This window comes from Achromobacter sp. EG18 (assembly GCF_059759395.1).
Map to the genome: position 1 here is coordinate 3,963,717 of NZ_CM186213.1, position 20,307 is coordinate 3,984,023.

The following is a 20,307-nucleotide window of genomic DNA, read 5'->3' on the forward strand; positions in this document are numbered from 1 at the left end:
GTAGATCCCCGGGGCGTTTGACCTTCACGGCCCGTGGGCCGCGACGGCGCTTATTTCATGCCTTCCCAGTGCGGACCGGGCACATGGATGTCGAACAGCTCCAGCACCCGGGCCACGGTGTGATCCACCATTTCCTCGATGCTGGCCGGCCGGTGATAGAACGCCGGCAGCGGCGGAAACACGATGCCGCCCATCTCGGTGACGGCGGTCATGTTGCGCAGGTGCGCCAGGTTGAAGGGCGTTTCGCGCACCATCATCACCAGGCGGCGACGCTCCTTGAGCGTAACGTCGGCCGCGCGCGTGATGAGATTGTCGGACAGGCCATGGGCCACGGCCGCCAGCGTGCGCATCGAGCACGGCACGATGACCATGCCGGCCGTCTGGAACGCGCCGCTGGCCAGCGTGGCGCCCACATCGCGCACGCTGTGCACGTGGTCGGCCAGCGCGTAGACATCATGACGGCTGACATCGAGTTCGTGCTTGATGTTGAGCACGCCCGAGGCCGACACCACCAGGTGCGTCTCGACATCGTCCACGCCGCGCAGCGCCTGCAGCATACGCACCGCGTACAGGGCGCCGGTGGCGCCCGTGATGCCGACGACCAGTCGCCGCATGGAATCAGGCCGTGGCGCCGGATTGCTCCAGCAGGGTCTTCAGTTCGCCGGACTCGTTCATCTCGTTCATGATGTCCGAACCGCCGATGAATTCACCGGCCACGTACAGCTGCGGAATGGTGGGCCAGCTGGAGAATTCCTTGATGCCCTGGCGGACTTCGTCGTCCTCCAGCACATTCACGGTGACCAGCTTCTTGACACCACAGCTCTTGAGGATCTGGATGGCCTTGCCGGAAAAGCCGCATTGCGGGAATTGGGCGGTGCCCTTCATGAACAGCACGACGGGGTGCTGGGTCACGGTTTCGCGGATGAATTCTTGAACGTCGCTCATGGTGGTCTCTTGGACAGGAGGCATAACGGAATACGCCAATTATAGGTACAGGCGGGATTTCGTCCCGGATACCCCGGAACCGCCCCGGGGAATCGGTCGGTCGCCGCGCGGCGGCCGGTTACAAATCGCCCGTGCGGCGTCAGCCACGCCCGGGCCAGCGTCCGCCGGAAATGCGCTCGATGCCGGCCAGGTCGCGTCGGCTATGGACATCGCTGAAGCCCGTCGCCGCCAGCAAGGCGCGCACCGCTTCGGCCTGGTCCCAGCCGTGCTCCATCCACAGCGCGCCGCCCGCCTTCAGGTGGCGATGGGCGCCGGCCACGATGCGGCGCAGGTCTTCCAGGCCGTCGGCGCCGTCGGTCAACGCGCCGCGCGGCTCGAAGCGCACGTCGCCCTGTCCCAGGTGCGGGTCGTCGCTGGCGACATAGGGCGGGTTGGACACGATCAGGTCGAAGCCCTCGCCGGCCGGCACCGCGTCGTACCAGCTGCCTTCGACGAAGCGCACCGAGGCCGTCAGCTCCCAGGCATTGCCCGCGGCCACCGCCAGCGCGGCGGCGCTGACGTCGCTGGCCATCACCCGCGCATCGCGACGCGCCAGTGCGATCGAGATGGCGATGGCGCCGCTGCCGGTGCCCAGATCCAGCACCGCCGGCGCCGCTTGGCCGGCGACGCATTCCAGCGCCGTTTCCACCAGCACCTCGGTGTCCGGACGCGGAATCAGCACGTCGGGCGTGACGCGGAACATGTGCCCCATGAACTCGCGCTGGCCCAGCAGATAAGCCATTGGCTCGCCGGCCAGGCGGCGCTGCGCCAGCGCCTCGTAGGCCGCGGCCACTTCGGGCGCCAGCGGATCGGTGTCATGCGCCAGCAGCCAGGCGCGCGGCTTGGCCAGCACGTGCTCGAGCAGCATGCGCACCTCGAGGCGGGGCAGGCGCGTGTCCAGCAACAGGCTCTTGATCTGGGTCGTCATGGTCGGAACGTTCTCGCCGAAGGGGCCGCCCAGCCGCTCAGATATCGTCGCCCAGCGCCGCCAACTGCTCGGCCTGGTGCTCGGCGATCAGCGCGCCGGTCAGCTCTTCCAGGTCGCCTTCCATGATCTGCTGCAGCTTGTACAGCGTCAGGTTGATGCGATGGTCGGTGACGCGGCCCTGCGGGAAGTTGTAGGTGCGGATGCGCTCGGAACGGTCGCCGGAGCCGATCAGGCTCTTGCGCTCGGCCGCTTCCTTGCTCTGGCGCTCGCGCGTTTCCTTGTCCTTCAGGCGCGCGGCCAGCACCTGCATGGCCTTGTCCTTGTTGCGGTGCTGCGAGCGGTCGTCCTGGCATTCCACCACCAGCCCCGTCGGCAAGTGCGTGATACGCACGGCCGAGTCGGTCTTGTTGATGTGCTGGCCGCCGGCGCCGCTGGCGCGGAAGGTGTCGATGCGCAGGTCGCTCGGGTTGATGACGATCTCCGACATCTCGTCGGCTTCGGCCATGATGGCCACCGTGCAGGCCGAGGTGTGGATGCGGCCCTGCGCCTCGGTGGCGGGCACGCGCTGCACGCGGTGCGCGCCGGACTCGAATTTCAGGCGGCCGTAGGCGCCGTCGCCCTCGATGCGCGCGATCACTTCCTTGTAGCCGCCCAGCTCCGACGGGCTTTCCGACATCAGCTCGACGCGCCAGCCGCGCTGTTCGGCGTAGCGCGTGTACATACGCAGCAGGTCGCCCGAGAACAGCGCGCTTTCGTCGCCGCCGGTGCCAGCGCGGATTTCCAGGAACACGCTGCGGCCGTCATTGGGGTCGCGCGGCAGCAGCAGCAATTGCAGCGCCGCCTCCAGCGATTCGAGCTTGACGCGGCCGCTCTTGATCTCGTCCTCGGCCATCGCCTTCAGCTCGGGATCGGCCAGCATCTCCTGCGCGGTCGCCAGATCTTCCTCGCCGCGCACGAAGGCGGTGAACGCCTCGACCACCGGTTCCAGTTCGGCGCGCTCGCGCGACAGCTTGCGGAAGCGGTCCATGTCGGACGCGGTTTCCGGTTCGGCCAGCAGCGCGTCCACCTCGATAAGGCGGTGACACAGATGCTCCAGCCGGCTGCGCATGGAAGATTTCATGATGGGGATTCAGCAAGGGAAAACGGAAATGGCGGGCGCCCGCAACGAGCGCCCGCCGCAAGGCGGGGCGGAAGCAGCGCCGCTAACGGCGCGAGTCGCGGCCGGGGAACAGGCGCGGCATCCAGGCAAGCAGTTGCTTGCGGTCCTCGCCTTCGCTGCGGTTCAACGCCGCCAGCGGGCCATGCAGGTATTTCTGCGTCAGGCCGTGGGCCAGTTGCTCGAGCACGGCCTCCGGCGATTCGCCGCGCGCCAGCAGGCGGCGGGCGCGTTCCAGTTCGGCGGCGCTGACATCTTCGGCGGCCTGGTGCAGGTCGCGGATGACGGGCACCACTTCGCGCGATTGCATCCAGTGCATGAAGCCCTGGACACGGGTTTCGATGATGGCCTCGGCCTGCACCACGGCGGCGCGGCGCGCGTCGGTGCCGGTCTGGACCAGGCGGCCCAGGTCATCGACGGAATACAGGTAGACGTCGTCCAGGCGGCCGACCTCGGGTTCGATGTCGCGCGGCACGGCCAGGTCGATCATCACCATGGGGCGGTGGCGGCGCAGGCGCGTGGCCCGTTCCACCATCCCCAAACCGAGGATGGGCAGGGAGCTGGCCGTACAGGAGACGACCACGTCGAATTCGGACAGGCGGTCGGTCAGGTCCGACAGCTTCATGGTGCTGGCCGAGAAGCGGTTGGCCAGCAGCTCGGCGCGTTCGGCCGTGCGGTTGGCCACCACCATGCTGCGCGGACGCTGCGCGGCGAAGTGGGTGGCGCACAGTTCGATCATTTCGCCCGCGCCGATGAACAGCGTGCGGGCCTGATCGAGGTTGCCGAACACGCGTTCGGCCAGGCGCACCGCGGCGGCGGCCATGGACACCGACTGCGCGCCGATGGCGGTCTGCGAACGGACTTCCTTGGCCACCGAGAAGGTGCGCTGGAACATCTGGTGCAGCAGCGTGCCGAGCGAACCGGCTTCGCCAGCCGCGCGCACAGCGTCCTTCATCTGGCCGACGATCTGGGTTTCGCCCAGCACCATGGAATCGAGCCCGCTGGCCACGCGGAAGGCGTGGCGCACGGCGTCGTCCTGCTGGTGGCGGTACAGATGCGGGCGCAGCGTGCCGGCATCGAGGCGGTTGTGCTCGGCCAGCCACGCGGGCAGCTGGTCGGCCACGTGGCCATCGGCGGCGCAATAGATTTCGGTGCGGTTGCAGGTCGACAGGATGGCGGCTTCGCGCACCGATCCGCCGAACGCGGAACGCAGGCCTTCCAGCGCCGGCTTGACCAGATCGACGGGCATGGACACGCGTTCGCGAACCGAAACGGGCGCGGACGTGTGATTCAGACCGAAGGCTAGGACAGCTACCGACATGTAAAGGACAAGGCCGTGAGTATTAGAGCTGTGGTCTCCGCAAAGCCCATGCGGTGCAGCGTGCATGTAACAGCGGACCGGCCATGATTATACTCCCGCGGGTTATCCCCACGCCATTTGGCGTCCCGACCGCGACCCTGCGTCGCACCCCTCGCGACCCGTGTCGCCCCGCCACATGACCTTGCGTCGCCCCCCTGCAATGGCCGTTTGCGGTAGTATGCGCCCCTTGCCCCTTTCCACGTTGGAAGGCGCCCCGGAAATTCTTCAAACTTTTTTCGGCGCGACTGGCACAAGTCCAAAAAATTGTGTATAGTTGCGGACTTCGTTGGCCTGGTAGCTCAGTTGGTAGAGCAGCGGATTGAAAATCCGCGTGTCGGTGGTTCGATTCCGCCCCAGGCCACCAGAATTAAAAAGCCCGGCTCCTTGGAGTCGGGCTTTTGCATTGCGGGGCCCCCATCGCAGCGCCGGCCAGCGGCTAACGCATCGGCGATGCACGATATCAAAACCCACGATGATCAAGACCCCGGCAACGCCGCCCCCATCGCCGCGAACAATCCCCCGCACACCTTGTTGAAGCGCCGCCCCGCGCGCTCCAGCCACGGCCGCACGCGGTGCGCCAGGCGCGCCAACACGTACTCCACCACGAACTCGATGGCCACGAAGGTCGCGGCCATGATCACGAATTGCGTCAACAGGCTGCGCCCCGGATCGATGAATTGCGGCAGGAACGCGCCGTAGAACAGCAGCGCCTTGGGATTGGCGATCGCCGACAAGAAACCCTGGCTGAACATGCGCGTGCCGCGCAGCCGCGCCATGTCAGGCGCCGGGCGCAGTTGCACGCCGGGCGAGCGCCACAGCTGGATGCCGAGCCAGATCAGGTAGGCGCCGCCGGCCCACTTCAGCACCGTCAGCGCCGGCCCCCAGGCCTTGAGCAATGCGCTGATGCCCAGCATCGACAAGGCGATCAGCGCAATGAAGCCGACCGCGCCGCCAGCGATGGTGCACAGCGCCTTGCGATGCCCGTGCAGCGCGCCGTGGGTCAGCGCCAGCAAGGTGTTGGGGCCGGGGGTGATCGACAGGCCGATCACGGCAACCAAATAGATGAGCCAGCTATGCAATGCCATGGCGGTGAGACACGGAAAGAGAGGGAGGCGGCCAGTCTAGCGCCGCCGACGCGGGCCGCGCAATTGCCGGCGAGTCCGCTATGCCTGGCCCGGATGCGTGGTTGGCACCGCCAGTCCGTACTTGACGCGATTCATCACCACCAGCGTCGAAAAGCGCTTCACATTGGGATCGCCCCAGAAGTGGCGCTGCGCGAAGGCGTCGTATTCCGCCATGTCGCGCACGGTCATGGTGACGACGAAATCCACTTCGCCCGTGACCGCCAGGCACTGCATGATCTCCGGCGCCTGGCGCATCGCGCGCTTGAAGGTGTCGAGCTTGTCGGCGCGCTCGCTTTCGAGCGACACCAGCACCACCATCATGATGTCGCGCCCCACCGCCGCCGGGTCCACCACCGAGACGTCGCCCAGCACCGCGCCGGACTCGCGCAACCGCTTCATGCGGCGCAGGCACGATACCGGCGACAGGTTCACGCGCTCGGCCACCTCCTGGCTGGTGCGCTGGTTGTCTTCCTGCAGGCTCTGCAGGATCTGAAGGTCGAAATCGTCTAGTTCCATGAGGTCTCGGCGCCGCGGCGATCCAGGCCACGCGGGCCCGTAGGATGATTCTAAACGGGTGCGCGCCATGACCCGCCCCCAAATTCGACGGGAAACTTCATTTGCGGACCGCTGGCTGCAGGAATTAATCAGCCGCCTTGCTTACACTGGGAACCCTCTGGCCGCACTCGCGGCCAGGCGCAGCCCGATTCCCATGCCGTCACTCCAGCTTTTCCTGCTTTTCCTGGCCGCCGACGCGGCGTTGAAACTCACCCCCGGCCCGGATATGGCGCTGACGCTGTCGCGCGGCATGACCCAGGGCTTCCGGCCTGCCTTCCACAGCGTGCTGGGGAACGTGGCGGCCGGATTCATCCAGGTGCCGGCCGTGGTGCTGGGGCTGGCCTCGGTGCTGCAGGCGTTTCCGACGCTGTTCCTGGCGATCAAGGCGGCCGGCGGCCTGTACCTGGGCTACCTGGGCATCAAGGCCATCCTGCGCTGCGCCCGCGACGCCGACATCACCCTGGCCGCGCGCCCCGGCGATGCGCGCGACGCTTTTTGGCAGGGCTTCATGACCAACCTGCTGAACCCGAAGGTGCTGCTGTTCATGATCGCCTTCCTGCCGCAGTTCACTACGCCGGACAACGGCCCGGTCTGGATCCAGATGCTGGTGCTGGGCGTGACCATGAAGGCGTTGAGCCTGCCCTATGGCAGCTGTTTCGCCTACGGCGCGTCGCGCATCCGCGGCTGGGTCGGCCGCAACCCGTGGTTCCTGCGCATGCAGCAGGGATTGCTGGGCGCGATCATGCTGGCGCTGGCCCTTTACGTGCTCTACTCCACCGCCTCGACCCTCACCCCCTGATTTCTCGCGCAGACGCAGCACCATGACCGCCGCCACTCTCCCCTCCGGACGCGATGCCTCCGCTTCCACCCTGATGCCGACCTTGTCGCTGATCGGCGCCATGGCCTCGCTGTGCATCGGCACGTCGTTCGCCAAATCGCTGTTTCCCGAGGTGGGCGCGCAGGGCACGACGGCCTATCGCATCGTCATCGGCGCCATCATCCTGATCGCGTTCTGGCGCCCATGGCGCTTTCCCCTGACCGCTCGCAATGCCGCCAAGATCGCGCTATATGGCGTGACGCTGGCCTGCATGAACCTGCTGTTCTACATGGCGCTGCGGACCCTGCCGCTGGGCGTGGCCATCGCCATCGAGTTCACCGGCCCGCTGACGCTGGCGGTGGTGCTGTCGCGGCGCGCCATCGACTTCGTCTGGATCGCCTGCGCGCTGGCCGGGCTGGTGCTGCTGATCCCGACCGGCCAGTCGATGCACGACCTCGATCCCGTCGGTATCGCTTATGCGCTGGGCGCGGCGGTCTGCTGGGCGCTGTACATCATCTTCGGCAAGATGGCCGGCAACGTGCATGGCGGGCAGGCCACTTCCCTGGGATTGCTGGCGGCCACCATGGTGGCGCTGCCGGTGGGCGCGGCCCATGCCGGCATGGCGCTGCTGGACCCGAAGCTGATCCTGGCCGGCGTCGCGGTCGGCATCCTGTCGAGCGCCCTGCCCTATTCGCTGGAAATGGTGGCCCTGCGGCGCCTGCCGCAGAAGACCTTCGGCGTGCTGCTGAGCATGGAACCCGCCATGGGCGCGCTGGCCGGCGTCATCGTGCTGAACGAGCACCTGTCCGGCACGCAGTGGCTGGCGATCTGCGGCATCATCATCGCCTCGGCGGGCTGCGCCGCCACCGCGCGCCGCCAGAACCGCGCCGCCGCGGCCGGGTAGGCCGCGGGCCACGGCGGCGGCGCCCGCGGCGAGCGCGCCGCGTCAATCCACCGAAATGTTCTTCTGCCGGATCACCGCGCCCCAGCTGTCGTACTGACGGCGCGCGTAGTCATAGAATTCGTTGGACGAACTGCCCATGGGCTCCATGCCTTGCAACTTGAGCTGCTTGACCACCTCGGGTGACTTCAACGCCGCCTGGATCGCGCCGCTGAGCTTGTCCACCACCTCGCGCGGCGTGCGCGCCGGGGCCACCACCCCTTGCCAGGCGGCGGCCTCCAGCGGCGGCCCGCCGCTCTCGCCGAAGGTCGGCACCTCGGGCAACTGCTCCGAACGCTCGTACGCCGGCACCGCGATGGCACGCAGCTTGCCTGCCTCGATCAACGGCCGCGCCGCGGCGAGGTCCGCCATCATCAGCGGCACCACGCCCGCGGCCACGTCCTGCAAGGCCGGCGGCGTGCCCTTGTAGGGAATCGCGGTGGCCTTGGCGCCGAACATCGACAGGAACAACTCCATCGCCAGATGGTGCGGGCTGCCCACGCCCAGCGACGCATAGCTGGCCGTCTTGTTGCGCGACAGGTAGTCCATCACGTCGGGCATGTTGTCCAGGTCGGAAGCCGGCGAGGCCACCAGCACGATAGGCAGCGCCACCAGGGTGGAGACCGGCGTCAGGTCCTTCCACGGGTCATAGGGCAGTTGCTTGTACAGCCACGGATTCAGGGCCAGCGTGCTCATGCCCGCGGTCATCACCGTATAGCCGTCGGGCGCGGCGCGCGCGGTTTCCTGGGCCGCCACGATGGTGGCGGCGCCGGGCCGGTTCTCCACCACCACCGGCTGGCCCAGTGTCTGGCTGACATGCTTGGCGACGATGCGGGTGGCCAGGTCGCTGCCGCCGCCAGCGCTGAAAGGCACCAGCCAGCGGATCGGATGGTCGGGAAAATCGCCGGCCCACGCGGGCATGGCGCTCGCCGCGAGCGCGGCGGCGACCAGCGTCCCCAGCGCGCGGTGGATGAAACCTCTTCTGGACATGCGGTTGTCTCCTGGTGTTCTTTATTTAATTAACATATTAACTATATTTTCGGCAGGCGGCGAGCATGGCATGCGGGGCCGATCATGGGGACAGCATCATGGCGATACGCCGGTTGCCGCTCAAGCGCGGGCCGCCGCCAGCCAGCGCAGGCCGCCGGATGTGGCGGCCGCCGGGCGATACTCGCAGCCGATCCAGCCGGCATAGTCCAGTTCGCGCAGCACCGAGAAGATCCAGCCGTAGTCCAGCTCGCCGCGGTCGGGCTCCTGGCGCAGCGGCACGCCGGCGATCTGCAGGTGCCCGACGCGTCCGGTGGGCAGGTACTGACGCAATTTGGCGGTGACGTCGCCCTCGACGATCTGGCAGTGGTACAGGTCCATCTGCACCTTCAGGTTGGGCGCGTTGACAGCCTGCACCACCTGGTGGGCCTCGTCCTGCCGATTGAGGAAATAACCGGGAATGTCGCGCGTGTTGATGGGTTCGATCAGCAGCGTCACGCCGGCCGAGCGCGCCTGGCGCGCGGCCCAGTCGAGGTTCTCGCGGTAGCAGTCCAGCATGGCGGCGCGCGCGACGCCATCCGGCGCCACGCCAGCCATCACATGCACCTGCGAGCAGGCCAGCACAGTCGCATAGCCCAGCGCCTGCTCGATACCGGCGCGGAATTCGTCCTGGCGGTCCGGCAGCGCGGCCAGCCCGCGTTCGCCGCGCGCGCTCACGCCCGGCGGGGCATTGAACAGGACCTGCGACACGCCCGCGTCATCCATGCGCTCGCGCACGAAGGCCGCAGGCGCCTCGTAGGGAAACATGCATTCCACGCCCGCGAAACCGTCGGCCGCGGCGGCCGCATAGCGGTCCAGGAACGCATGTTCCGGGTACATCATCGACAGATTGGCGGCGAACTTCAGCATGGCGGACTCCGGGGCGGACGGCATGGCTGGAACTTAGCATATCCGCCCGCGGAATCCGGCCTCGCCGGCACGCCTCAATAGGTCATGCGCACGCCCAGCATCACGCTGCGGCCCGGCAGCGGCGCCACCGAGGAGATGAACGAAGCGTGGTTGTACGCCAGCTTGTTCAGCAGGTTGGTGCCGCGCAGATAGACTTCATAGCCGGTCGCGCCGTAGCGGCCGCGATACGCCACCACCGCGTTGACCAGGTTGTAGCCCGGCGTGCTGCTTTCGTAGGCGGCAATGTCCTTCTGCGAAAACACGCGGGCGTATTCGATGCCGCCCGACCATTGCTGCCACTTGACGTTGCCGCGCAGGCCGGCGCGCGCCGCCGGGATGCGCGGCAGGTTGCCGTCGCCGCCGGTCAGCTTGCCGCGCACATAGTCGCCGAACACCGCGGCCGAGAACACCGGCGTGAACTGGTGCCGCAGCTCGCCTTCCACGCCGGTGAATTCGGCGTCGCGCTGGGTGTACTCGATCAGGCGGAAGTCCTCGTAGCGGTCGAGCGTGTCGGCGTAGATGTAGTTCTTGACGCGGTTGTGGAACACGCTGGCCGAGAAGGTGGTGTCGCCGGCGTGCTTGCGCAGGGTCAGGTCGATGTTGTGCGAGGTCTCGCGGCCCAGGCCCGAGTTGCCCAGTTCGTAGGTGTTGGTGGCCAGGTGCACGCCATCGGCGTACAGCTCCTGCGCGCTCGGCAGGCGCTGCGAACGCGACAGCGACAGCGCCACGGAATACTGCGGCGCGAAGTCCCAGATGGCGGCGGCCGACAGCGAAGTGCCCGACAGGCTGCTACGCGAGGCGCCGCCGGACGGCGCGATGCGCTGCCAGTCCTGGCGCGCGCCGACTTCGAAGCGCCAGTCGTTCAACTGGTATTCCTCCAGCACGAACAGGCCGTTCGAACGGGTCCGGCTGCGCGGCAGGAAGGCTTCCTCGCCATCGGCGCGGAAGTCGCTGTAGGCATTCTGCAGGCCGATCACCCCGCGCCAGCCGGCCACGGGCTTGTGCTGCAGTTCCACGCGCAGGTCGTAGCCCTTGTTCTTGAAGCGGGTGCCGACCTGGCCGCCCTCGATCTCGTCATGCTGGTAGTCGGTCAGTCCGCCACGCACGCGGATCTTCTCGAAGCCGGCGAAGGGATCCTGGTATTCGGCGCGCAGGTCCAGGCGGTTGCTGCGCAGCTTGACGTAAGGCACGCCGCCGTGTTCGTGATCGTGGTCATGGTCGTGGCCTTCCTCGCCTTCGTCGCCATGGTCGTGGTCGTGGCCACCGCAATGCAGATGGGTGCCGTGCGGATGGCAGCCTTCATACTCGTGGTTGTGGCCGGGCAGGCCGTACGTGCTTTCCAGGTGCGTGAACGCCAGGCCCACATAACCGCGCGGCGTGATCCACGACATGCCGACCGTGCCCTGGGAGGATTCGCTGTACGAACCCTCCAGCTTGCCGCCGGGCCAGTCCGGCACGTCGTAATCGCTGGTGCGCCGCTTCATGCCTTCCACCCGCACGGCGAACTGGCCCTCGCCGGCGGTGATGCCCACGGCGCCGGCGCGCTCCTTGGTGCCGGTGGCCCCGCGCAACTCGGCTTCCATTTCCACGCCCTTCTCCGGCACGGCGGTGGGGATCTTCTTGTCCACCACGTTCACCACGCCGCCGATCGCACCGCCGCCGTACAGCAGCGTGGCCGGGCCGCGCAGCACCTCGATGCGCTCGGCCAACAGCGGTTCCACCGTCACCGCGTGGTCTGGCGAGATGCCGGACGCGTCCATCACCTCGGAACCGTCGGACAGCACTTTCACACGAGGCGCGGTCTGGCCGCGGATCACGGGGCGGCTGGCGCCGCCGCCGAAGGTGTCGCTGTTCACGCCCGGCTGGCTTTTCAGGGTTTCGCCCAGCGTGCCGGCGCGCCGCTCGACCAGTTCATCGCCTTCCAGCACGGAAGCCGGCAGCATGGTGCTGTTCAGGTCCAGCCCCAGCGGATTGGCCGACACGGTGATCGGCGCCAGCGTGCGGTTGCGCGACGGGTCGGCCTCGGTTTCGGCCTGCGCCACCGGCGCGGCCAGCATCAGCGAGCAAACCAGCGGCTTGAGCGCCCGCGCGCCCCGGCTCCTGCCCGCCCCGGCCGCGTTCCACCTGCCGCGCAACGCCTGCTTGTCCTGCGTCTTGCCTTTCATCTTTACCCTCATTGATGTTATATCATTACAAAAAACTCAAGGATGATATAACATCTCAGAGACAAGACAAGCCGATTCCCGGGAATCGGCCCTGCCGGCAACACTCAGCCAGCCGCCAAGCCAAGCACCGCCTGCAGCACCGCCACGCGGCTCTGGCCCAGCACCGCGCCATGCCAGTCGGGCGCGTCGCAATAGAAGGCCTCCAGCGTCGTGCGCAGGATCTGGTCGCGCAACGTCGGCGCCGCGTCGGCATGCGCGCGCAGCCAGTTGCGGCCCCGCAGGGCATCGATCACCTGTTCGGAGGGCTGCGTGCCGTACTCCAGCGCCATCAAGGTGGGCACTGAATTCGGACAAGCCTGATAGATCAGGCCCGCCAGGTGCCCGGTGATGTCCACCGAGGCCGACGTGCCCTGGTAGGGCACGGCGATGTCGGTCCCCCACCAGCGGCGGGCGCGCTCCACCTCGGCAGCATCGCGGCGGCCAGCGTAGATCTTTTCGCCATGTCCGCGCGGTCCCAGCCCCGTATGCACATCGATCCAGCCGATCCGCGCAAAGCCGGCGGCATGTTCCTGGAGGATGCGGCGCAAGTTCAGCAGCGACGCGGCCGGGCGGTCGCCGCCATAGAACAGGCCGTCGGCGTGCGTGTACTGGCCGCGTGTCACGGCCTGCTTGAAGGCCGGCAGGCCGTGCTCGTCGATATGGGCGGCGATCTGCGCGCGATTGGCGTCCGACGGCGGCCATTGCGCCGGCAGCAGCAGTTCATGGATCTGTCCGTAGCCGGGATTGGCGGGCAGCGGCTGGCCGTCGAACGGCTGGGCGTTGCGGTTCAGGTCGACATTGCCTTCGTCGGTGCGCGCGATCCACGAGAATCCATGCGGATTCACCGCATGCACCAGCAACAGCGCCACGCCGGCCTGGCGCGCGCGTTCGAGCATCTCGGCGTCGTCCAGCAGGGCCAGCTGGCAACCCGAGCCACAGAAGCCTTCCACGCCATGGGTGGCGGAGGTCATGATCAGCAACCGCTTGGCGTGGGCATCGCCGATCAGGGCGACGTCGGTGGCCAGGTCTTCGCCTTCGCGCCCCTTGGGCTCGATGGCATAGGACGCGAAGCGCGTGGCCAGCGGCCGGGCCGCGGCGGTAAAGCGCTCGCGCGCCAGAGCATAGCTGCGGGAAAAGTAAGGGCTAGCGGATTGCATCAGGCCTCCTGGTTGTCGATATCGTCGCCGGTGCGGTCGCGGATCCAGAACAGCACCACCGTGGAAAGCGCCACCGCCACCATCAGGTACCAGGCGGGCGCCATGGGATTGCCGGTCACGTGCAGCAGCCAGGTCACGAAGAACTGCGCGAAACCGCCGAACACGGAAATCCCCAGGCCGTACACCACCGACATGCCGGTGGTGCGCACGGATTTGGGGAACAATTCAGGCAGCATGGTGATGCCCGGCGCCGACTGCATCGCCAGCAGCACCGAGAGCAGCGCCACCACCAGCATCAGCCGCGCGCTGCTGGGCGCCGCCACCAGCCACTGGAAGCACGGCAGCAGCACCGCCACGGTCGTCACCCGCGACCAGAAGATCACGCGCTTGCGCCCCACCCGGTCGGCCAGCATGCCGACCAGCGGCGCGCACGCAAAACCGACCACGCCCACCACCACGCTGGCCGACAGGGTCGAGGTCGCCGGCAGGCCCAGCTCGCGGTGGGCGTACGACGGCATGTAGAAGCCGATGATCTGCGCGCACACCATGCCGCCGATCATCAGCAAGATGCCCTTGGCCACTTCGGTTTTGTGCTCGGCGAAGACGCGGCGCAGCGGCTGGTGGCCAGCGGCGCTCGGCCGGCGCGCTGCGGCCTCGTCGACATGCAGCGTCTCTTCCAGGTTGCGGCGGATGTAGGCGCCCACCGGCACCGTCAGGATGCCGATCACGAACGGCACCCGCCAGCCCCAGGCCTGCATCTGCTCGGCGCTGAGCGCGGCGGTCAACGTGCCCACCACCACCGCCCCCAGCGCCACACCGAGCGACTGGCTGCCGAACTGCCAGCTGGAATAGAAGCCGCGACGCGACGGCGGCGCGTGCTCGACCAGCAGCGTGGTCGAGGCGCCGACCTCGCCGCCGGCGGCAAAGCCCTGGATCAGCCGCGCCAGCACCATCATGACCGGCCCCAGCAGGCCCATCTGCGCGTGCGTGGGCGCGGCGGCGATCAGCGCACAGCCCAGGCCCATCAGCCACAGTGTCAGCGTCATGGCGGCGCGGCGGCCATGGCGGTCGGCGTAGGAGCCGATCAGCATGCCGCCCACCGGCCGCATCAGGAAGCCGACGCCGAACGTGGCGGTGGTCAGCAGCAGCTGGCCGTAACCGGAGGCCGCCGGAAAGAACAGCGGCCCGATGACCAGCATCAGAAAAGTGAATACGGTGAAGTCGAAGAACTCGAGCGCGTTGCCGATGGTGGTGCCGGCGATGACCCGCCGGCGCATGGAAGGCGTATGCAGGCTGTGCGCGCCGGCGCCGGCCGCGATGGCGATAGACATGTTTTCCCCTTGATGTCCGATCTCTGTGCCGGCCCGTGTTTCCGGAAGCCGTGCCTAGTGAATATACGGATGGCCGCCGAAACGCAAAAGACAGTATTTTTGGCGCAGTGATGACTTTTACTTATAGCCCGCCGTGCCCGCTCCGATGAACCTGCGCCAGTTGCGCGCCTTCGTGCTGATCGCCGAACACGGCAGCATCCGCGCCGCCGCCCGCGCCCTGTGCGTGACCCAGCCGGCGGCCACGCGCAGCCTGCGCGAACTGGAACAGAGCCTGGGCGCCGAGCTGGTGCGGCGCAGCGCCAAGGGGGTCGAACTGACGCCCTACGGCCAGGCGCTGCACAAGCGCGCCGTGCTGATCCTGCAGGAAGCCCGGCGGGCGCAGGAAGACATCGACCAGATGCGCGATGGCGAAGGCGGCACGCTCAACCTGGCCATCAGCTCATCGGTCTTGCCGATACTGCCGGCCGCGCTGGCCGCGTTTCGCGCCCGCATGGCGCGCGTTGCCGTGGCCTTCCATGAAGTCGCGCCACCCTACAGCCACGAACAGCTGGAAACCGGCCGCTACGACCTGGTGGTGCAGACCGAATACGACGGCGACATCTACGACGGCTTTGCCCGCACCACGCTGTTCACCCTGCCGCTGGCGGTGGGCGCGCGCGCCGATCATCCGCTGCGTCACGCCACCGACCTGGCCGAACTGCGCGACCTGCTGTGGCTGATGCCCGGCAATACCCAGACGCCCACCAATCTGCTGCGCCTGGCCTATGCGGAACGCGGCCTGCCGCCGCCCACCGACGTGATTCCGTGCCAGTCCATCGCCATCGCGCTGGCGATACTGGACCAGAGCGACGCGGTGGGCTTTTTCGTGCGCAACGGCCTGCACCGCGTGCTGGCGCCGACGTCCTTGTGCATATTGCCGCTGGCGCATCCGCTGCCGGCGGCGCGGGTGTCGATCCTGACCCGGGCGGATTCGCCGCCGACGCCGGCCGCGCAGTTTTTCATCGAGTGCCTGAACCGCGCCCGCGCGCCGGCCTGATGCGGCGGGTTATCATGAGCCCCCACTCCCAGGGCGGTGACCCGCCTTGCTTACGCGGCCCCATGCCATGGCGTTTCCCCGACTCAACACGCCCCCCACGCTGACCGATACGGTGGCCAAGCGGTTGCTCGCCGAGATCGACGCGGGCCGCGTGCTGCCCGGCGAAAAGCTGCCCACCGAAACCCGCTTGGCCGAGCAGTTCGGCGTCAGCCGCACCGTCATCCGCGAAGCGGTGTCGCGGCTGCGCCAGGACGGCATCGTCGAGGCGCGCCAGGGCAGCGGGGTGTTCGTCACCGGCCACGACGGCAACCGCGCGCTGCGCATCGATGCGGCCGAGCTGGCCTCGCTGGACGCGGTGCTGCACATCGTCGACCTGCGGCGCGCGCTGGAAACCGAAATCGCGGCGCAAGCCGCCGCCCGGCGCGGCAAGCGCGACATGGCGGCCATCGACGACGCGCTGGCGGCCATCGCCACCGCGGTCGACAACGGTGGCGACGGCGTCAAGGAAGACGTGGCCTTCCACCGCAGCATCGCGCGCGCCACCGGCAATCCGTACTTCCTCGCCACGCTGGCGTTCGTCAGCCAGTATCTCGAAGCCGCCACCCGCGTCACGCGCGGCAACGAGGCGCGCCACGCCGACCAGATGCGCGCGGTGCTGCGCGAACACGAAGCCATCGCCGAGGCCATCCGGCGCCAGGACGAGGACGCGGCGCGCGAAGCCGCCCGCATCCACATGGTCAACGCGGCCAAGCGCCTGCGCCTGGCGCATCGCTGAACGCGCCCGCCTTCGAAGGCGCGGCGCAAGGGCCGGCGATCGGTCCTCAGGCAGTCGGGCGGAACGCCCGCGTGAAGAAATCGGCGCCCCCGAAATTGCCCGACTTCAAAGCGATGCTGATGCGCGCCTGCACCGCCTGCGCGTACCCGGCGCACCACGGCACCCCGGGATCGATCTGCTCGCCGATGGCCAGTTGCGCCAGGCCCAGCGCCCGCACCACCGCGCCCGAGGTCTCGCCGCCCGCCACGATCAGCTGCCGCACCCCGAGCCGCGCCAGGCCCACCGCGATCCGCGCGATCGCGTCCTCGACCAGGGCGCCGGCGCGGGCCGCGCCCAGGCTGGCCTGCGCCGCCTGCACCGCGTCGGGCCGGGCGGTCGAATAGATCAGGATGGGACCATCGGGCAAGCGCGGCGCGGCCCAGGCCAGCGCCTGCGCCACGACGTCATTGCCCGCGTCGATACGCAGCGGGTCCAGCGCCAGCGCGGGCCGGCCGGTCGCGATGAACGCGCCCACCTGCCCCTGGGTGGCGGTCGAGCAGCTGCCCGCCACCACGGCCTGCGCGCCCGCTGCGCGCGGCAGCCCGGCGACGACGCCCGGCGCCAGCCCCCAATTGCCAGGCAGGCCGATGGCCACGCCCGATCCCCCGGTCACCAGCGGCATATCCTTGGCCGCCGAGCCCAGCGCCAGCAGGTCGTCGTTGGAGATGGCATCGACGATGGCGATCTCCACCCCCGCCTGCCGCAGTTCGTCGATGCGATCATGAATCGCGCGGGCGCCACGCGCCACCACCGCGTAGTCGATCAGGCCGACCTTGCGCCGCGTCTGCGCCGCCAGCACGCGCACCAGGTTCGCGTCGGTCATCGGCGTCAAGGGATGATCCCGCATGCCCGATTCGTTCAACGGCACGTCGCCGGCGAACAGATAGCCCTTGAACACCGTGCGCTGGTTGTCGGGAAAGGCCGGCGTGGCAATGGTGAAATCCGTATCCAGCGCCGTCATCAGCGCATCGGCGACCGGACCGATATTGCCCGCGGGCGTGCTGTCGAAGGTCGAGCAGTACTTGAAATAGATCTGCCCGGCGCCCTGCGCCCGCAGCCAGGCCAGCGCCGCCAGCGATTGCGCCACCGCTTCGGCGGCCGGCAGCGTGCGGGTCTTGAGCGCCACCACCACCGCGTCCGCCGGCGTCTCGAGCGGTCCGGCCGGCACGCCGATGGCCTGCACGGTGCGCATGCCGGCGTGCACCAGGTTGTTGGCCAGGTCGGTGGCGCCAGTGAAGTCGTCGGCGATGCAGCCCAGTTTGATCGTCATGCGGACTCCGGCAAAGTGATTCCGGGGAAGATCTTGATGACCGCGCTGTCGTCTTCGCGCCCGTGCCCGGCGGCCGACGCCTGCATGAACATCTGGTGCGCGGTGGACGCCAGCGGCAAGGGAAAGCTGCTGTGGCGCGCCGTGTCCAGCACCAGCCCCAGGTCCTTCACGAAGATGTCCACCGCCGACAGTGGCGTGTAGTCGCCCGCCAGCACGTGCGCCATGCGGTTCTCGAACATCCAGCTGTTGCCGGCGCTGTGGGTGATGACCTCGTACAAGGCATCGGCGTCGACGCCTTCGCGCAGGCCCAGCGCCATGGCCTCGGCCGCAACGGCAATGTGCACGCCGGCCAGCAGCTGGTTGATGATCTTGACCTTGCTGCCCGCCCCGGCGCGCTCGCCCAGCCGGTAGACCTTGCCCGCCATCGACTCCAGCACGTTGCCGCAGGCGGCATAGGCGGCTACGGTGCCGGCGGTCATCATGGTCATCTGGCCGGCCGCGGCCTTGGCCGCGCCGCCCGAGATCGGCGCATCCAGGTAGTGGATGCCCAACGTCGCCAAGCGCGCCTCCAGCCCGCTAGACCAGGCCGGGTCCACCGTCGAGCACATCACGAATACGCTGCCGGGCCGCATGGCCGCCGCGATGCCGCCCTCGCCGAACAGCACGCTCTCGGTCTGCTGCGCGTTCACCACCACGCTGACCACCACCTCGCAGGCGGCGGCCATGTCGGCCAGCGTCGCGCAGGCCACGCCGCCTTCTTCGGCGAACGCCGCCGCGACGCCCGGCCGGATATCGTAGGCATGCACCCGGCAACCGGCGCGGCGCAGGCTCTGCGCGATGCCCGCCCCCATCGCGCCCAGGCCGATCACGCCGACCGGGCGCATTTCGTTGACGTCGCTCATGCCTGCCCCCGCAACTCGTCGCCGATGTAGGCGCGGATGATCTCGGCGAAATCGCTGTCGCCCTCCAGCCCCAGGCGCGCCGCCCGCGCCGTGTCCCAGCGGCCCGGCCAGCTGCCGACGATGGCCTGCACCCGCGCATCCGCCTGCCAGCGGATGCGGTCGGCCACCGCGTCGCCCGCGATCTCGCGCAAGGCCCGCACCATCTCGGCCGCCGTCACCGAGACGCCCGGCAGGTTGATCGGCCGGCGATCCGCCACCGCTCCGGCGTCCAGTTCGCAACCGGCGATCAAGGCCTGCACCGCCCGGCGCGGCGACAGCAGCCACAGACGCGTGTCGGCGGCCACCGGGCATGCCGCCGGCTCGCCATTGAGCGGCTCGCGGATGATGCCGCTGGCGAACGACGAGGCCGCCGCGTTGGGCCGGCCCGGCCGCACACTGATGGTGGGCAGGCGCAGCGCGCGGCCGTCGACGAAGCCGCGGCGCGTGTAGTCGGCCAGCAGCAGTTCGGCGATGGCCTTCTGCGTGCCATAGGAGGATTGCGGATTGAGCGCGGTGTCGTCACGCACCGTTTCCGGCAGGGCGCCGCCGTAGACCGCGACCGAGCTGGTGAACACCACGCGCGGCCGATGGCCTTGCCGACGGCAGGCCTCCAGCAAGGCGCGCGAGGCATCCAGGTTGATGCGCATGCCCAGGTCGAAATCGGCCTCGGCCTGGCCGCTGACGATGGCGGCCAGGTGGAAGATCACCGCGGTATCGGCGCCGATCAGGGATCGCAGGCAATCGGGATCGGCGACGTCGCCCTCGACCGAACGCACGCGCGTGTCGTTGATGGCGTCGGTCCGGGTCACGTCGAGCAAGTCGATCTGGGAGATCGGCACGCGCTCGCCACCCAGGGCCAATCGCCCCTGTTCCAACAGCTTGCGCGCCAGGCGCTGGCCCAGGAAGCCGGCGCCGCCGGTAATCAGTATCTTCATCGCTCGCCTCCCGCGAGATAGGGTTTGGCCCAGCCTAGCCCCGCCGTCGTGGCGCCCTTGGGCCGGTATTCGCAGCCGATCCAGCCCGCGTAGCCCAGCGTGTCGACCAGCGCCAGCAGGTACGGGTAGTTCAGTTCGCCCAGGTCGGGCTCGTGGCGGTCCGGCACGCCGGCGATCTGGATATGGCCGATGCCCGCCATGTCGCGCCGCAGCTTCACCGCCAGGTCGCCCTCGACGATCTGGCAGTGGTAGCAATCGAACTGCACCCGCAGGTTGTCGGCGCCGACCTCGGCGCGGATGGCCTGGGCCTCGTCCTGGCGCGTCAGGAAATAGCCGGGCATGTCGCGCGGATTGATCGGCTCGATCACGATAGTCACGCCAGCGCTGGCGGCCGCGCGCGCGGCGCTTTCCAGGTTGCGCAGGTAGGCCTGGCGATGCGCGGCGCGCTCCTGCCCGGCCGGGACCCGTCCCGCCATCACGTGCAGGCTGCGGTTGCCCAGCGCCGCGGCATACTCCAGCGCCCGGTCCAGGCCCCGGCGAAACTCGTCCTCGCGCCCCGGCAGCGCGGCGATACCGCGCTCGCCGGCCGCCCAGTCGCCCGGCGGCGCGTTGAACAGCGCCTGCGTCAGGCCGTGCGCCTGCAGCCGCGTCCGGATCTCGGCGGCCGGATGGTCATAGGGAAACAGGAACTCCACGCCCTGGAAACCATCGCGCGCAGCGGCGGCGAAGCGCTCCAGGAACGGGTGTTCCGCATACATCATGCTCAGGTTCGCGGCCAGGCGCGGCATGTCGGCTCCTTCAGGTCGTGGCGGGCGCCGTC

General features: G+C 68.7%; 20 protein-coding genes and 1 tRNA gene. 5 read left to right on the top strand and 16 right to left on the bottom strand.

The window, feature by feature from the left end; all coding sequences use genetic code 11:
* Nucleotides 1–50: 50 nt before the first annotated feature.
* From AC6CR5_RS18075 to hemA, 5 genes are all read right to left on the bottom strand, one after another.
* Entirely contained in the window at nt 51–614 is a 564-nt protein-coding gene (locus AC6CR5_RS18075; protein WP_006389999.1) for a UbiX family flavin prenyltransferase, read from the bottom strand.
* 4 nt (nt 615–618) lie between these two features.
* The gene (gene grxD / locus AC6CR5_RS18080) at nt 619–945 is read right to left on the bottom strand and encodes a Grx4 family monothiol glutaredoxin (RefSeq protein WP_006389998.1); all 327 of its coding nucleotides are present in this window, start codon (nt 943–945) and stop codon (nt 619–621) included.
* Between the two features lie 139 nt (nt 946–1,084).
* Nucleotides 1,085–1,912, bottom strand: coding sequence for a peptide chain release factor N(5)-glutamine methyltransferase (prmC, locus tag AC6CR5_RS18085; RefSeq protein WP_006389997.1), 828 nt, complete (start codon nt 1,910–1,912; stop codon nt 1,085–1,087).
* Between the two features lie 37 nt (nt 1,913–1,949).
* Nucleotides 1,950–3,032, bottom strand: coding sequence for a peptide chain release factor 1 (gene prfA / locus AC6CR5_RS18090; protein ID WP_006389996.1), 1,083 nt, complete (start codon nt 3,030–3,032; stop codon nt 1,950–1,952).
* An 82-nt stretch (nt 3,033–3,114) separates the two neighbouring features.
* Nucleotides 3,115–4,389, bottom strand: coding sequence for a glutamyl-tRNA reductase (gene hemA, locus AC6CR5_RS18095; RefSeq protein WP_006391699.1), 1,275 nt, complete (start codon nt 4,387–4,389; stop codon nt 3,115–3,117).
* Nucleotides 4,390–4,716: 327 nt separating this feature from the next.
* Here hemA and AC6CR5_RS18100 point away from each other — a divergent pair.
* Nucleotides 4,717–4,792: transfer RNA gene (locus AC6CR5_RS18100), tRNA-Phe, on the top strand.
* 112 nt (nt 4,793–4,904) lie between these two features.
* Here AC6CR5_RS18100 and AC6CR5_RS18105 read toward each other — a convergent pair.
* Nucleotides 4,905–5,513: a LysE family translocator gene (locus AC6CR5_RS18105; RefSeq protein WP_238920542.1), complete on the bottom strand. Its 609-nt coding sequence runs from the start codon at nt 5,511–5,513 to the stop codon at nt 4,905–4,907.
* Between the two features lie 78 nt (nt 5,514–5,591).
* Nucleotides 5,592–6,068 (bottom strand): Lrp/AsnC family transcriptional regulator, encoded by a 477-nt coding sequence (locus AC6CR5_RS18110; protein WP_150101152.1) that lies wholly within the window; start codon nt 6,066–6,068, stop codon nt 5,592–5,594.
* A 193-nt stretch (nt 6,069–6,261) separates the two neighbouring features.
* On the opposite strand from AC6CR5_RS18110, the gene AC6CR5_RS18115 reads away from it, so the two are divergent.
* Entirely contained in the window at nt 6,262–6,906 is a 645-nt protein-coding gene (locus AC6CR5_RS18115; protein ID WP_006389987.1) for a LysE family translocator, read from the top strand.
* Nucleotides 6,907–6,928: 22 nt separating this feature from the next.
* Nucleotides 6,929–7,828: an EamA family transporter gene (locus AC6CR5_RS18120; protein ID WP_006389986.1), complete on the top strand. Its 900-nt coding sequence runs from the start codon at nt 6,929–6,931 to the stop codon at nt 7,826–7,828.
* A 42-nt stretch (nt 7,829–7,870) separates the two neighbouring features.
* Here AC6CR5_RS18120 and AC6CR5_RS18125 read toward each other — a convergent pair whose 3' ends face one another.
* The 5 genes from AC6CR5_RS18125 to AC6CR5_RS18145 form a co-directional block, all read right to left on the bottom strand.
* On the bottom strand, nt 7,871–8,854 hold the full coding sequence (locus AC6CR5_RS18125; protein WP_047992045.1) for a Bug family tripartite tricarboxylate transporter substrate binding protein: 984 nt from the start codon (nt 8,852–8,854) through the stop codon (nt 7,871–7,873).
* 120 nt (nt 8,855–8,974) lie between these two features.
* Nucleotides 8,975–9,760 carry a 2-oxo-tetronate isomerase gene (gene otnI / locus AC6CR5_RS18130; protein WP_020926045.1) on the bottom strand — a complete coding sequence of 262 codons (786 nt, stop codon included), beginning with the start codon at nt 9,758–9,760 and terminating at the stop codon, nt 8,975–8,977.
* A gap of 74 nt (nt 9,761–9,834) precedes the next feature.
* Nucleotides 9,835–11,856, bottom strand: a complete 2,022-nt coding sequence (locus AC6CR5_RS18135; RefSeq protein ID WP_223821518.1) for a TonB-dependent receptor domain-containing protein — start codon at nt 11,854–11,856, stop codon at nt 9,835–9,837.
* 212 nt (nt 11,857–12,068) lie between these two features.
* The gene (locus AC6CR5_RS18140) at nt 12,069–13,160 is read right to left on the bottom strand and encodes a M14 family metallopeptidase (RefSeq protein WP_498084792.1); all 1,092 of its coding nucleotides are present in this window, start codon (nt 13,158–13,160) and stop codon (nt 12,069–12,071) included.
* Entirely contained in the window at nt 13,160–14,491 is a 1,332-nt protein-coding gene (locus tag AC6CR5_RS18145) for an MFS transporter (protein ID WP_498084793.1), read from the bottom strand. The genes AC6CR5_RS18140 and AC6CR5_RS18145 overlap by 1 nt, the downstream gene beginning before the upstream one ends.
* A gap of 133 nt (nt 14,492–14,624) precedes the next feature.
* Between AC6CR5_RS18145 and AC6CR5_RS18150 the strand changes: the two genes are divergently transcribed.
* Complete coding sequence (locus tag AC6CR5_RS18150; RefSeq protein ID WP_223203263.1) at nt 14,625–15,527, top strand: LysR substrate-binding domain-containing protein; 903 nt, start codon at nt 14,625–14,627, stop codon at nt 15,525–15,527.
* A 67-nt stretch (nt 15,528–15,594) separates the two neighbouring features.
* Nucleotides 15,595–16,302: a FadR/GntR family transcriptional regulator gene (locus AC6CR5_RS18155; protein ID WP_020926041.1), complete on the top strand. Its 708-nt coding sequence runs from the start codon at nt 15,595–15,597 to the stop codon at nt 16,300–16,302.
* A 46-nt stretch (nt 16,303–16,348) separates the two neighbouring features.
* Here AC6CR5_RS18155 and otnK read toward each other — a convergent pair whose 3' ends face one another.
* From otnK to otnI (AC6CR5_RS18175), 4 genes are read right to left on the bottom strand one after another with little or no spacing between them, the layout of a single operon-like run.
* On the bottom strand, nt 16,349–17,611 hold the full coding sequence (otnK, locus tag AC6CR5_RS18160) for a 3-oxo-tetronate kinase (protein ID WP_498084794.1): 1,263 nt from the start codon (nt 17,609–17,611) through the stop codon (nt 16,349–16,351).
* Entirely contained in the window at nt 17,608–18,513 is a 906-nt protein-coding gene (ltnD, locus tag AC6CR5_RS18165; RefSeq protein ID WP_496572537.1) for an L-threonate dehydrogenase, read from the bottom strand. Before ltnD ends, otnK begins: the two co-directional genes overlap by 4 nt.
* Nucleotides 18,510–19,487: a D-erythronate dehydrogenase gene (gene denD, locus AC6CR5_RS18170; RefSeq protein ID WP_498084795.1), complete on the bottom strand. Its 978-nt coding sequence runs from the start codon at nt 19,485–19,487 to the stop codon at nt 18,510–18,512. Before denD ends, ltnD begins: the two co-directional genes overlap by 4 nt.
* Entirely contained in the window at nt 19,484–20,275 is a 792-nt protein-coding gene (otnI, locus tag AC6CR5_RS18175; protein ID WP_049050810.1) for a 2-oxo-tetronate isomerase, read from the bottom strand. The genes denD and otnI (AC6CR5_RS18175) overlap by 4 nt, the downstream gene beginning before the upstream one ends.
* Nucleotides 20,276–20,307 lie beyond the last annotated feature (32 nt).